The sequence below is a fragment of the Oceanobacillus saliphilus genome, assembly GCF_023522835.1.
In the GTDB taxonomy this organism is placed as follows: Bacteria; Bacillota; Bacilli; order Bacillales; family Amphibacillaceae; genus Oceanobacillus; species Oceanobacillus saliphilus.
Genome location: NZ_JALCZU010000009.1, coordinates 118,481 through 132,365, shown reverse-complemented (window position 1 = coordinate 132,365; position 13,885 = coordinate 118,481). Strand labels below are relative to the sequence as shown.

Sequence of the window (13,885 nt, the reverse complement as noted above, 5' to 3'; positions counted from 1 at the left end):
TATATATGAATTGATGCGGGAATATAGTTACTGGAGGTCTGATAATATGACAAAATTTAAACGAGTATTTTTGATAGTTATGGATTCAGTAGGAATTGGAGAAGCACCAGATGCTGCTAAATTTAACGATGTTGGCGCAGATACGCTCGGGCATATAGCTGAACATATGAATGGGCTCAAGATGCCTCATATGGCTGAACTTGGCTTGAGTAATATTAGAGAAATAAAAGGTATTGAAAAAGCAATGAAACCAAAAGCTTTCTATACAAAAATGCAGGAAGCATCAAATGGGAAAGATACTATGACAGGCCATTGGGAGATTATGGGCCTGAATATTAGCCAGCCATTCCGGACATTCCCAGAAGGATTTCCAGATGAATTGTTAAACGATCTGGAAGAAAAAACCGGTCGTAAAATAATTGGAAATAAACCTGCTTCAGGAACAGAAATACTGGATGAATTAGGCGAAGAACATATGAATTCAGGAGCATTAATCGTCTATACATCTGCTGATTCTGTCCTGCAGATTGCAGCACATGAAGAAATTATCCCCATCGAAGAACAGTATCAAATTTGTGAAATCGCCCGGGAACTGACCCTTCATGAAAAATACATGGTTGGTCGTGTGATTGCTCGTCCATTCATAGGTAAACCCGGTGCATTTGAGCGTACCTCAAATCGCCACGACTATGCTCTAAAACCATTTGGAAGAACGGTTATGAATGAGCTTAAAGACCATAATTATGAGGTCATAGCCGTCGGGAAAATTTCCGATATCTACGATGGTGAGGGAGTAACAAAATCTGTTCGCACCAATGACAATGATGATGGAATGACGAAGCTAGTAGCGTCAATGGGAGAAGATTTTACAGGAATAAGTTTTCTGAACCTAGTTGATTTCGATGCGAAATTCGGTCACCGCAGGGACCCTGAAGGATATGGAAATGCACTGGAGGAATTTGATGCAAGGCTACCTGAAGTTTTACAGAAGCTGAAAAAAGACGACCTGTTGATTATTACAGCAGACCATGGGAACGACCCTGTACATCCAGGCACAGATCATACAAGGGAGTATGTGCCACTAATCGTACATCATACCGATATAAAGGAAGGCAGAGACATTCCAATCAGAGAAACTTTTGCAGATATAGGGGCGACAATTGCTGACAACTTCGGTATTCCAATGCCTAAATATGGAAAAAGTTTCCTGAAATATATTAAATAGAGGTGACTAATTATGACAAATCTTACAGCAATTTCACAAGCGAGTAGTTATGTAAAAAAACATATAAAAGAAAATCCAGCAATCGGCTTAATACTAGGTTCAGGTCTCGGTGTGCTAGGCGATGAAATAGAAAATCCAACAATCATTCCATATTCAGAGATACCACACTTCCCTGAGTCAACGGTATCTGGACATAAAGGTCAACTCGTAATTGGGACACTTGAAGGCAAACAAGTTATCGCAATGCAGGGTCGCTTTCATTATTATGAAGGATACTCAATGGAGCAGGTCACTTTCCCAATACGTGTGATGAAAGATATTGGTGTCGGATCCATTATTGTTACAAATGCGGCTGGCGGAATCAATGAAGATTTTAATCCTGGTGACTTAATGCTAATTACCGATCATATTAATAACATGGGGGATAACCCTTTAATTGGTAAAAATGATGAAGCATTGGGTGCACGCTTCCCGGATATGTCACAGAGCTATGATAGAGCGTATATTCAACATGCCAAAGATTGCGCAGATGCTATTGGACTAAACATTCAACATGGTGTCTATGTGGGAAATACCGGTCCTACCTACGAAACGCCAGCAGAGGTAAGAATGCTGAGGAATATGGGAGCCGATGCAGTTGGAATGTCCACAGTACCTGAAGTTATTGTAAGCAGACATGCCGGCTTACGAGTACTAGGAATATCTTGCATTTCCAATATGGCAGCCGGAATATTGGACCAGCCTCTAACACACGATGAAGTAATAGAAACAACGGAACAAGTTAGGGAAAGCTTCCTTAAGTTTGTAAAACAAATAATCAGTACGTTACCACAATAAATAATAAAAAGGTGATCTAAATGAGAATGTACGATATCATCGAGAAAAAAAGAAATGGACAGGAATTAACAACGGAAGAAATTAAGTTTTTCATTGATGGCTACACGAATGACCAAATACCTGATTATCAAATCAGCGCATTATTAATGGCCATCTATTTTCAGGATATGACCGAAGAAGAACGGGCATCCTTAACCATGGCAATGGTTGAATCCGGTGATCAAATTGACCTGTCAGCAATAAAAGGCATCAAGGTGGACAAGCATTCCACTGGTGGTGTTGGTGATACAACCACATTAATTCTGGCACCTCTTGTGGCATCAGTCGATGTTCCTTTGGCAAAAATGAGCGGAAGGGGGCTTGGGCATACTGGCGGAACGATTGATAAACTGGAATCCGTACCAGGATTTCATGTGGAAATATCAAACGATAAATTCATTGATCTCGTAAATAAAAACAAAGTTGCAGTAATTGGACAATCCGGCAATTTAACACCTGCAGATAAAAAGCTATACAGTTTAAGAGATGTAACCGCAACAGTAAGCTCAATCCCACTGATTGCCAGTTCCATCATGAGCAAGAAAATCGCTTCTGGTGCCGATGGAATCGTACTTGATGTAAAAACAGGAGCCGGGGCATTCATGAAAAATCTGGATGATGCAAAAGCACTGGCACATGCAATGGTATCGATAGGGAATCGCGTCGGAAGGAATACGATGGCTGTCATCTCGGATATGAGCCAGCCACTTGGGTATGCAATTGGGAATGCGCTTGAAGTGAAAGAAGCGATTGCTACGTTACAGGGAAATGGACCAGAAGACCTTACTGAATTGTGTCTAACGTTAGGAAGTCAAATGGTAGTACTAGCTGAAAAAGCAGACACGCTTGACGAAGCAAGAGAAAAATTGCAGGAGAATCTCAAAAATGGGAAAGCCTTTGAAACATTCAAACGTTTTCTTGAGTCTCAAGGTGGCGATGCGAGTGTAGCTGATAATCCAGATCTATTGCCACAAGCGGCTTATAAAATTGAACTGCCTGCAATGTCTTCTGGTAAAGTTAAAAAAATCATTGCCGATGAACTGGGTACTGCTGCAATGATGCTTGGAGCTGGCAGGGCAACAAAAGAATCTGAAATAGACTTGAGTGTAGGAATCGTACTTCATAAAAAAATCGGGGATATCGTAAAAGAAGGTGAATCTCTACTAACTATCCATTCCAATCGGGAATCTGTTGAAGATGTCACCGAAAAACTATACAAAAGTATTGAAATCTCGAAAGATAATGTCCAAGCTCCAAACTTGATTTATGCTACAATAACAGAATAACCCATTTTTCAAGCACACATACGTGTGCTTTTTTCTTTTTTTATGCTTTTCCAATGTATTAAAATACCAATTTCCGGCAATCCTTACAATATATTGATTGCTGGAGGTAAAACTATGAAAAAGTATGCAACAATCGTAACAATAATGGTTTTAATTGCTACTTCAATGCCTTTTTCTGCCTTTGCAGAGGAGAAGAATAATGCATTAAATCTGGCCGAAAATGCGAAATCAGCTCTTTTACTTGAACAAGATACTGGAAAAATAATTTTTGACAAAAATGCACAAGAGCAGTTGCCGCCAGCCAGCATGACCAAAATAATGACCTTGCTTTTGATTATGGAGGCATTAGATCAAGGAAAGCTTAAAATGGATGAGATAATCCGAGTTAGTGACCGTGCTGCTTCCATGGGTGGTTCACAAATATTTCTAGAAGCAGGGGAAGAAATGTCTGTAGAGGATTTGCTCAAAGGCGTTGCAATTGCCTCCGGGAACGATGCCAGTGTAGCACTTGCAGAAAGGATTTCTGGAAGTGAAGAATCATTTGTTAATGAAATGAATGAAAAAGTGAAGGAATTAGGTTTGAAAAACACCAAGTTCCAGAATACGACAGGGTTACCTGCGGAAGATCATTACAGTACTGCCTATGACATGGCTATAATTGCAAATGAGTTACTAAAATATGAAACGATTACAGCGTATACATCGATATATGAGGACTATTTAAGAAAAGGACAAGACAATGAATTTTGGTTAGTCAATACAAATAAGCTCGTACGTTTTTACCCCGATGTTGACGGATTGAAAACAGGCTATACAAATGAGGCAAAGTATTGTCTGACAGCCACCGCTAAAAGAAATGATATGCGGGTAATAGCTGTCGTCATGGGAGCAGAATCACCTAAAGAAAGAAATGCGATGGTATCGGGTTTACTTGACTATGCATTTAATCATTATGAAACAAACAAGTTATTCGACAAAGATGAAATCATAACCGAAGTTCAACTTTTAAAATCAAAAAACAAGAACATCAACATTGTGTCGAATCAATCTGTTAGTACGCTTCATCAAAAAGGAGAAGCAGAAAAAAATATTACGACTGACATTGAACTCAGGGAAAATTGGGATTTCCCTATCAAAAAGGGCGAACAAGTTGGAAAGCTATATGTAAAAGATGGAGAAAATATCCTGTCGGAAGTACCGTTAACAGTTGAAGAGGATATTGAAAAAGCTTCTTATTTTTCTTTATTGAAAAGAACGCTGCAGGAAATGGCGAAAGTACGCTAATCGCATCTTTCTTTAACGTATTGGCACTTCTTTTGTCGGATAGCAGGAATATGCCCTCCATATGAAGAAATAGAAACATTAACGTTCTTATAAAGGAGGAAGAAACATGGGGCTTCATTCAATGTTTGATGTAAAAGGAGATGTACTGATAGTAAGACTTTCTGGTGAGTTAGATCATCATGAAGCAGAAGCGTTAAGGGATAAATGGAAAGATATGCTCTATTCCAACCCCGTAAAACATATTATTTTAAATCTTGAAGCAGTATCATTTATGGACAGTTCCGGTCTCGGTGTCGTATTGGGAAGGTATAAAGAGGTGATACAATTAGGCGGGGAAATGGTTGTATGTTCCATTTCTCCTCCAGTTCAACGATTATTTGAAATGTCTGGTCTGTTTAAAATTGTCAGACTGGAAGAAAATGAAGAATATGCCTTAGCGACTTTGGGGGTGGCTTCATGAAGAACGAAATGTCCTTGGCGTTTTCAAGTGTCAGTGAAAACGAAGCCTTTGCCAGGGTTACGGTAGCTGCATTTATAACACAGCTTGACCCAACGATGGATGAGGTTACAGAAATTAAAACAGTCGTCTCAGAGGCAGTAACAAACGCCATTATTCATGGCTACAACAACGAATCCCACCATAAAATTTTTATAACCTGTATTCTAAACGAAGGTGAAATTGAATTAACCATCAAAGATCATGGAATCGGAATAAGCGATATCGCAGAAGCGCGACAACCGTTATACACTTCCAAACCTGAGATGGAAAGATCAGGAATGGGCTTTACCATTATTGAAAATTTTATGGATTCTGTTGAAGTCATATCGTACCCGGACAAAGGGACTACCGTTACGATGACAAAGCAGCTTTCAAAAACGAAAACAGTTTATAACTGAGGATGCTGCCATGAATGTAAATGTAAAAAAAACACGTCAGAAGGAACAGTTGTCGGATGAGAAAGTAAAAGACTATATACTCAAAAGCCAACAGGGTGATAAAGAAGCTAGAGACATTTTAGTCGAAAAAAATATTCGGCTCGTATGGTCTGTTGTCCAACGATTCATCAATCGGGGTTATGATCCAGATGATCTATTTCAGATTGGAAGTATCGGGTTAATTAAATCGATTGATAAATTTGATCTGTCCTATGATGTACGCTTTTCCACCTATGCAGTTCCAATGATCATTGGGGAAATACAACGTTTTATTAGAGACGATGGCAGCGTAAAAGTCAGCCGCTCCCTGAAAGAAACCGGAAATAAAATCCGGAGAAAAAGGGATGAACTGACAAAGGAATATGGCAGATCACCGACAGTTAAAGAAATAGCCGATGCACTGGAAATCTTACCGGAAGAAGTTGTCCATGCCCAGGAGGCTGCAAAGTCACCACAATCGATTTATGAAACCGTTTTTGAAAATGATGGAGATCCGATCACATTGCTTGATCAAATAGCCGATCAGGATTCCAAATGGTTTGATAAGCTTTCCCTTCAGGAAGCTATTCGAAGCCTCAGTGAAAGAGAAAGATTAATTGTATACCTCAGATATTATAAAGACCAGACCCAAACAGAGGTCGCCGATAGACTTGGAATCTCACAGGTACAGGTTTCAAGACTGGAAAAGAAAATTTTAGAAGATATGAAGAAAAATATGGATTCAAGTTAGACCTAAGCTGACTGATCTTTTTCCTCAAATCACCATTTATATGGTGATTTTTTTTATTTTAAATGACTCCACTTTAAACGTATGAACCTATTTTATTAGTGCGAAGGTTGGTAAATGATACATTGAAACCCCACTCAGAGGTATGACCTAAAATCTGAACACGATCAAACCTTTACAGTTAATTCTTTTCTCTCCTAATCCAAAAAGTTCGGGGGTCAAAATGTTCGTAAATCCGGGATAGTTTTCTGCATCCTAACAAATACTAACGTTACACATTCTGAAAGAAAAGGAAGTTATTTTAGTGACAGTAGTTATTTATCTTCGGTTGAAGAAAATATTGGAATTAAATAAACCAAAACAAGTTTACCTCCATGACATTGCTTATATTTCTGCTGCACCGAAATATAAAAGGAAACTTTTGGATACTCCTATATATCGAATTACAGAAAAAGATAAAAACATTGTCATTATTGATAGTTTCCTGATTATTGATCATTTAACCACCATATACCCAGAATTGGAAATTCAACTTTTGGGACCTGAGCAAACTATCATTCAAATTTCTGATCGAAAAAAACCAATTAATATATGGGTGGCATCTTTTGTATGGCTATTGCTTTTTATAGGAACAGCCATGACCATTATGAATTTTCATTATGACGTCAGCATGCAGCAGGTCCAGCAAAAACTACATTTCATCCTGACTGGGGAAGAAAATGAATATCCTCTATGGATACAAATACCATACTCGCTCGGATTAGGTTTAGGGACACTTCTTTTTTTCAATCATTGGTTTAACAAGCGGTTCAATGAAGAACCCAGCCCTCTAGAAGTTGAAATTTACAACTACCAGCAGGATCTCAGTAATTATTTAAATCACCATGAGAACAAGTTAAATGATACAAACCCTTCTGATTAACCTTCTACAGATACTTATCGGGTTTGGGGGAGGTCTTGCTGTTGGAGCTGGGTTTGTTGCATTTATTACTGTATTGGGGATTATTCCCCGCTTAATTCAATTGAGTAAAACGGAATCACTAATAAAAGTTTACAGTGCCAGTGTCATTATAGGGCTTCTGATTGGAACCTATTTCTCTTTTGCAACTGTTTCGTTTCAGCAGCCTGTTGTTGCGCTTATAATCTGGGGAATTCTGCATGGTATATTCAATGGAATGCTTGCAGCTGCATTAACCGAAGTGCTTAACGTCTTTCCGATTTTATCCAGAAGAATACGGATGGAGAATTATCTATTGTTTTTATTGATGGCAATCTTATTCGGTAAAGTATTTGGCTCATTGTTCCAATGGACTTATTTTGTCAGATAAATACATTTCAGAAGGGGATATCGGAATGACGATTTTAAAAAATAATCACATGGTATCTGCCAGCATTCAGGATAATAAAGCATATATGGAAGAAAGACTTGGAATGAGAAACTCATTTGATATAGGCTATCGTGAATTAATTATTCTAAAAAGAAAAGTTCATATTTATTATGTTACTGGTTTATGTGATTCTGCTATCATACAAGAGTTAATAAAAAAACTTGTCGAAATAAATGATGTAGAGACGAACGTAAAAAAACTGCCAGAAATAATTGAAAACCGACTGGTGCATCAGCAGGTTAAGCCTGTAAAGACAATGGACGAGGCTGCAGATGAAATACTCTCTGGTTTAATCGCTGTCTTTATTGATGGGGAAAAAATTACGCAAATCATCGATGTTAGAAGTTATCCAGGAAGAAATCCGGAAGAACCCGATACAGAGAAAGTTATTCGTGGATCGAGGGACGGTTATACTGAAAATATCATCCAAAATACTGCGTTAACAAGAAGAAGACTACGTGATGAAAGATTGCGCAATGAGATGATGAAAGTAGGAGAACGGTCCAAAACGGATGTTTGTATCAGTTATTTGCAAGATGTAGCAAGTGATGGTCTCGTTGATTTAATAAAGGAACAAATAGAAGCTATTGAAATTGACGGTATCACGATGGCAGAAAAAACAATTGAAGAATATATTATCAATCGAAAATGGAATGTTTATCCACTTGTACGTTATACAGAAAGGCCCGATGTAGCTGCAAGTCATTTACTTGAAGGGCATGTGCTGATATTCGTGGATACGTCACCGAGTGCGATCATTCTTCCAACTACTTTTTTTCATCACCTTCAGCATGCAGAAGAATACAGGCAAGCACCTTCCATCGGGACATTTATTCGATTCATAAGATTTATGGCTGTGTTTGCCTCCATGTTCCTTCTCCCATTGTGGCTTCTATTTGCCTTGGATCCAACATTACTTCCAAAAGAATTAAGTTTTATTGGGCCAAACGAGGAAGGTAATGTGCCGGTAACACTCCAAATCATTATTGCGGGATTTGGAATAGAATTTCTCAGAATGGCCGCCATTCATACTCCGACTCCATTGTCGACAGCCATGGGACTTATTGCAGCAGTATTGATCGGTCAAATAGCGATTGATGTTGGATTGTTTTCACCGGAAGTTATCCTTTATGTTTCAGTCAGTGCTATTGGTGCCTATGTAACTCCAAGCTATGAATTAAGTGTTGCGAATAAGTTAATGAATCTCATCTATATTATGTTAGTTGGCCTCTTTGGTTTGACTGGGTTCGTTGTAGGGTTTGTTGCATATTTATTATTCCTAGTCAACATAAAATCACTGAAAACACCTTATCTATGGCCATTCTTACCTTTCAATGCAAAAGCAATGCTTCACATCCTACTAAGGATTCCTGTCCCTTATACAAATAACAGACCAAGTATCGTACATCCAAAAAATAATTATAGACAACCGAAAAAGAGCTAAAAAAGTGCTTAGCTCTTTTGTTTTTAACGTCAATATGGTAAAGTATTTATTATTTCAATCAACACAGTGGAGGAACAAAATACTATGATACTAGATCATCATCCGTTTCCAGTTAATCCTAACGGCCATCTTGAAATAGGCGGCGTGGATACGGTGGAACTTGCCAAAAAATATGGCACACCTTTATATGTTTACGATGTATCCATGATTCGCCAGAATGCCAGAACATTTGTAAGCTCATTTAGTGAAATGAATGTTAAAGCTAAAGTGGCCTATGCGAGTAAAGCGTTTTCCTCAATTGCAATGCTGCAAGTAGCGAAACAGGAAGGTTTATGCCTCGATGTCATATCTGAAGGAGAATTATATACAGCATTACAGGCGGGTTTCCCGACTGACAGAATACATATGCACGGAAACAACAAAAGCCAGCAGGAAATAGCAATGGCCATTGAAAATGATATTGGCTGTATCGTAATTGATAATCTATATGATATCGAATTGATTGAAGCGGAGTTAAAAAGGCAACATAAGACCATCGACGTGCTTTTACGTGTAACTCCTGGAGTAGAGCTGAAAACTCATCAATATATTATTACAGGCAATGAAGATTCAAAATTTGGCTTCAATCTCCAGAATGGCCAGGCAAAAGAAGCATATAAATTACTGCATCAACATGATTCCATCCATCTAAAAGGCCTTCACTGCCACATTGGTTCCCAAATATTCGAAACAGAAGGGTTCCGGGTAGCAGTGGAAATTCTTTTCCATGAATTGTCCAACTGGAAATCTGAATATAATTATATTCCCCAAGTGCTAAATTTGGGAGGCGGGTTTGGGATTCGTTACACAAAAGAAGACGAACCTTTACCTCACAGTGACTATGTAAAAGTTACAGTAGAAGCAGTACAGGAACATTCAGAAGCATTGCAAATTCCTATGCCTGAAATTTGGATTGAGCCTGGGAGGTCAATCGTGGGCAACGCGGGTATTACGCTTTATACGGTCGGCGCAATCAAGAAAATCCCGGGCGTAAGGGAATATGTATCTGTTGATGGCGGAATGACTGACAATATAAGACCTGCGCTCTATCAGGCAAAATATGAAGCAGTAATTGCGAATAACCCGAAAGCCAAAGTGGTCAATGAAGTATCGATTGCTGGAAAAGCCTGTGAATCCGGCGATATGCTTATATGGAATCTACCAGTTCCGGAAATTAGTCACGGTGATATACTTGCTGTTTTTTCAACCGGAGCTTATAGCTATTCCATGGCAAGCCATTATAACCGGTTACCAAATGCGGCCGTCGTGTTTGTGGAAGAGGGAGTAGATAAATTGGTAGTAAAAAGAGAAACATTCGAGGAAGTAGTCAAAAATGACTTGTCCTATGAATAGTAAAACCGGATTTCTTTCAAATTGAATCATTTAATGATAAAATAACATTGCTTAACTAATGAAAAGGGGATGTACATATGTCTAAAAAAGGTTATTTCTTGTTGGAAAATGGAAATAAAATCGAATTTGAACTTTATGAAAATGAAGCACCAAATACAGTTGCTAACTTTGAAAAACTTGCAAATGAAAATTTCTATGACGGCTTAACGTTTCACCGAGTAATACCAGGATTCGTCAGTCAGGGCGGATGTCCAGTCGGAAATGGAACAGGCTCTGCCGGATATACAATTAAATGTGAAACGGAAGGAAACCCTCATAAACATCAGGAAGGTTCACTTTCCATGGCACATGCCGGAAAAGATACTGGAAGCAGTCAATTCTTTATCGTCCATGAGCCTCAGCCACATTTGAATGGCGTACACACTGTATTTGGACAGGTTACTTCCGGAATTGAGCATGCCAAATCCATGAACAATGGTGATGTTATGAAAGAAGTTAGGGTCGTTTCAGAATAATCTTTTCATTATCGCTGATTGGAACGTTAGTATAAATGGATAGTTATTTAATTGCCAACCTTATATTTGTTATTGCACCATTAACCACCCTGATACATGAACTTGGCCATGTATCAGGGTCATTAGCTTTAAAGGCTGATTATGTCCAGCTGTGCATGGGCATTGGAAAGAGAAAGTCTGTTACAACATACAGACGTGTTGAATTTATCGTTTATCCTTTCTTTTTTATAGGGGGCTTCACCAGAAGTGAAAGAAACAAACCATATTTGAAATCAGAACGAATATGGATTACAATTCTTGGACCAATATTTAATGGAATAAGTGCTCTAGTTAGTTATCTTTTAAACGAGGTTTATCCCAGTGAGTTTTTACAGTTATTTTTTTGGTTTAATATATGGATGTCTTTCGTAAATATAATTCCTTTCAAAATCAATGGAAAACAAACAGATGGATTCACCATCCTCGAATTGATTCGAAAATAATCGGTATTACAAATTGTAGTATGATTACTCCGAAAATTGTCAATGCTTGTAAAATAACGAAAATCAGAGTGTGTCTTTGATTTGACAAAAGCCACCAATAGTGCAATAAATAGATATATACTTCTTCGGTGTAAGGTTAAAGGCAGTTCGTAAGGTTATACAGATTATTTTATCAATCAAACGTTTTATTAATGAGGGGTAACTATGTTAATTCGATACAAGAAAAATTTGGAAAAAATTGCAATGGGATTATTGTCTTTTATGCCGGATGAAAAAAAAGACATTAAGAAATTGCAACAAACTGTTAAAGAATACGAAACCAATGACAACTGGCATCTTCATTTATGGAAGGAAGAAGATGTGCTCGGAGCTATTGGTGTGCGGATTGAGGATGAATTTAATGCTGTTATTCAGCATGTATCTGTCAATCCATCGCATCGCAATTCGGGGATAGGTAAAAAAATGGTTAATGAGATCAAACACATTTATCAGAATAAATATGCTGTCAGTACAACGGACGAGATTGAGGAATTTTATAATAAGTGTACAGAAGCGGAAGAACCTACCACGCCTGCTGAGTAGAAAATAAGGCATTTGCCTAAGATGTTAGGTGAATGCCTTATTTGCACTTATGCAAGTAAGAAAATTTATATTTTCTTACTTGCCAAAAAAACCAGCCCTATCCAGTAAGGGGCTGGTTTTCCTGTCAACAGGTAAATCCACCTGATTTATTTGGGTGGCATCTTCAAACTATATAATTTTCGTGTTAATTTAGAACCAAGCAGCACCAACAATGATCAAGAGAATAAATAAAACTACGATTAACGCAAAGCCTCCACCATAACTAGAACCCATAATAAACTTCCTCCTTTTTCTTCATTCCATAAATGTTTTGTGGTAACATTTATCTTACGTTATAGCTTATGTCAGGAAGAAGACCATGGTATGGGCGCTTTTGGTCAATCTGTCATTACTTTGCAATCAAGAAAGGAAGAAAAGTCTGTGAATCAAGCATATGAGGTGAAATTGGATGCTTTTGAAGGACCGCTTGATTTATTGCTCCATTTAATAAACCGCTATGAAATTGATATATATGATATTCCAGTCGCTCAAATCACACGGCAGTATATGGAATATATACATACGATGCAACGAATGGAACTGAACATTGCGAGCGAATATCTTGTTATGGCCTCTACATTGGTTGCTATTAAAAGCCAAATGCTCTTACCCAAGCAGGAAATCGACATAGAGGATTCAGAGGAGTATATGGAAGATCCAAGGGAAGAACTCATGAAGCGACTCATCGAGTATCGAAAATACAAAGAAGCAGCAGAAACGCTTAAAGAGAAGGAAATGGAAGCAAATCAACTATTCACAAGAGCTCCAGTGTCCTTTGAAAATTTAACCTTTGATAAAGTACCAGTCGTCCAAGGCGATATTTCTATTTATGATATGCTTGAAGCTCTCGGGAAGATGTTTGAGCGAAAAAAATGGAACACACCGCATGATACAACCGTTCAACGTATGGATATACCGATTGAAAAAAGAATGCAGGATATCCTGCACAAAGTAAAGGACTCAAAGGGTGGAATAGAATTTGACCAATTATTTCCATATCCTTCACGAACGCATGTTGTCGTAACTTTTATGGCGCTTTTAGAGCTTATGAAAGCTAAGGAAATATACTGTAAACAAACAAAACATTTCGATACACTGTATTTATATTGTATGGAGGAATAGAAGTGGAAATTGATGAATTAAAAGCTATTGTGGAAGGTCTGCTTTTTGCTAGCGGTGATGAGGGAATGACACTTAAACAAATTTGTAAAGTTCTTGAGTTACCAGAGTCTGCCGTCCAACATATTATTGAAGAACTGAAATATGACTATGAACGTAAAGATCGAGGGTTAATGATGATGCAATCCCATGAGGTTCTTCATCTAACGACAAAGCCCGAACATAGCAGCTATTTCAAAAAACTGTTGGAGCTTCCACAAGCAAGCAGAATGTCCCAGGCAGCACTTGAAACGTTGGCAATTATTGCTTATCAACAACCGATTACGAGAACGGAAATAGAAGAAATCAGAGGAGTAAAGAGTGATCGACCTGTCCAGACCCTTCTTTCAAGAGCTCTGATTGAAGAAACAGGCAGAAAAGAAACTGTTGGAAGGCCTATTCTTTTTAGAACAAGCAAAGATTTTTTGACTTACTTTGGTCTAACATCACTTGAAGAACTTCCACCATTGCCCGAAGCAACCGAAACAGAAGAAGATACAAAAGAAGCAGATTTATTTTTTGAGAGATTTAGCAACGAAATGGATGACTGA

General features: G+C 38.1%; 17 protein-coding genes. 16 read left to right on the top strand and 1 reads right to left on the bottom strand.

Annotated features, from left to right (window positions below; translation table 11 throughout):
• Positions 1 to 46 precede the first annotated feature (46 nt).
• The 14 genes from deoB to MN204_RS15100 all read left to right on the top strand — a co-directional run bounded on the left by deoB (position 47) and on the right by MN204_RS15100 (position 12,137).
• Positions 47 to 1,225 (top strand): phosphopentomutase, encoded by a 1,179-nt coding sequence (gene deoB / locus MN204_RS15165; protein WP_249871921.1) that lies wholly within the window; start codon positions 47 to 49, stop codon positions 1,223 to 1,225.
• 12 nt (positions 1,226 to 1,237) lie between these two features.
• A complete protein-coding gene (locus MN204_RS15160) occupies positions 1,238 to 2,062 on the top strand; it encodes a purine-nucleoside phosphorylase (RefSeq protein ID WP_249871920.1) in 825 nt (274 codons plus the stop codon).
• 20 nt (positions 2,063 to 2,082) lie between these two features.
• The gene (locus tag MN204_RS15155; protein WP_249871919.1) at positions 2,083 to 3,387 is read left to right on the top strand and encodes a pyrimidine-nucleoside phosphorylase; all 1,305 of its coding nucleotides are present in this window, start codon (positions 2,083 to 2,085) and stop codon (positions 3,385 to 3,387) included.
• A 114-nt stretch (positions 3,388 to 3,501) separates the two neighbouring features.
• Complete coding sequence (locus MN204_RS15150) at positions 3,502 to 4,671, top strand: D-alanyl-D-alanine carboxypeptidase family protein (RefSeq protein WP_249871918.1); 1,170 nt, start codon at positions 3,502 to 3,504, stop codon at positions 4,669 to 4,671.
• Between the two features lie 106 nt (positions 4,672 to 4,777).
• The gene (gene spoIIAA, locus MN204_RS15145) at positions 4,778 to 5,131 is read left to right on the top strand and encodes an anti-sigma F factor antagonist (protein ID WP_249871917.1); all 354 of its coding nucleotides are present in this window, start codon (positions 4,778 to 4,780) and stop codon (positions 5,129 to 5,131) included.
• Complete coding sequence (gene spoIIAB, locus MN204_RS15140) at positions 5,128 to 5,568, top strand: anti-sigma F factor (RefSeq protein ID WP_249871916.1); 441 nt, start codon at positions 5,128 to 5,130, stop codon at positions 5,566 to 5,568. The genes spoIIAA and spoIIAB overlap by 4 nt, the downstream gene beginning before the upstream one ends.
• Before the next feature lie 10 nt (positions 5,569 to 5,578).
• Entirely contained in the window at positions 5,579 to 6,337 is a 759-nt protein-coding gene (sigF, locus tag MN204_RS15135; RefSeq protein ID WP_249871915.1) for an RNA polymerase sporulation sigma factor SigF, read from the top strand.
• Between the two features lie 301 nt (positions 6,338 to 6,638).
• Positions 6,639 to 7,256: a stage V sporulation protein AA gene (locus MN204_RS15130; protein ID WP_249871914.1), complete on the top strand. Its 618-nt coding sequence runs from the start codon at positions 6,639 to 6,641 to the stop codon at positions 7,254 to 7,256.
• Positions 7,234 to 7,662 (top strand): stage V sporulation protein AB, encoded by a 429-nt coding sequence (locus MN204_RS15125; RefSeq protein WP_249871913.1) that lies wholly within the window; start codon positions 7,234 to 7,236, stop codon positions 7,660 to 7,662. The genes MN204_RS15130 and MN204_RS15125 overlap by 23 nt, the downstream gene beginning before the upstream one ends.
• A gap of 25 nt (positions 7,663 to 7,687) precedes the next feature.
• Positions 7,688 to 9,166 (top strand): spore germination protein, encoded by a 1,479-nt coding sequence (locus tag MN204_RS15120; RefSeq protein WP_249871912.1) that lies wholly within the window; start codon positions 7,688 to 7,690, stop codon positions 9,164 to 9,166.
• A gap of 84 nt (positions 9,167 to 9,250) precedes the next feature.
• Positions 9,251 to 10,558 carry a diaminopimelate decarboxylase gene (lysA, locus tag MN204_RS15115; protein WP_249871911.1) on the top strand — a complete coding sequence of 436 codons (1,308 nt, stop codon included), beginning with the start codon at positions 9,251 to 9,253 and terminating at the stop codon, positions 10,556 to 10,558.
• Between the two features lie 77 nt (positions 10,559 to 10,635).
• A complete protein-coding gene (locus MN204_RS15110) occupies positions 10,636 to 11,073 on the top strand; it encodes a peptidylprolyl isomerase (protein ID WP_249871910.1) in 438 nt (145 codons plus the stop codon).
• Positions 11,074 to 11,108: 35 nt separating this feature from the next.
• On the top strand, positions 11,109 to 11,555 hold the full coding sequence (locus tag MN204_RS15105) for a site-2 protease family protein (protein ID WP_249871909.1): 447 nt from the start codon (positions 11,109 to 11,111) through the stop codon (positions 11,553 to 11,555).
• A 204-nt stretch (positions 11,556 to 11,759) separates the two neighbouring features.
• Positions 11,760 to 12,137, top strand: a complete 378-nt coding sequence (locus MN204_RS15100) for a GNAT family N-acetyltransferase (RefSeq protein WP_249871908.1) — start codon at positions 11,760 to 11,762, stop codon at positions 12,135 to 12,137.
• Between the two features lie 189 nt (positions 12,138 to 12,326).
• Here the strand turns inward: MN204_RS15100 and MN204_RS15095 are convergent, their stop codons facing one another.
• Entirely contained in the window at positions 12,327 to 12,410 is an 84-nt protein-coding gene (locus MN204_RS15095; RefSeq protein WP_249872002.1) for a YjcZ family sporulation protein, read from the bottom strand.
• A 147-nt stretch (positions 12,411 to 12,557) separates the two neighbouring features.
• Between MN204_RS15095 and MN204_RS15090 the strand changes: the two genes are divergently transcribed.
• Entirely contained in the window at positions 12,558 to 13,298 is a 741-nt protein-coding gene (locus tag MN204_RS15090; RefSeq protein WP_249872001.1) for a segregation/condensation protein A, read from the top strand.
• Positions 13,299 to 13,300: 2 nt separating this feature from the next.
• Positions 13,301 to 13,885, top strand: coding sequence for an SMC-Scp complex subunit ScpB (gene scpB, locus MN204_RS15085; protein WP_249871907.1), 585 nt, complete (start codon positions 13,301 to 13,303; stop codon positions 13,883 to 13,885).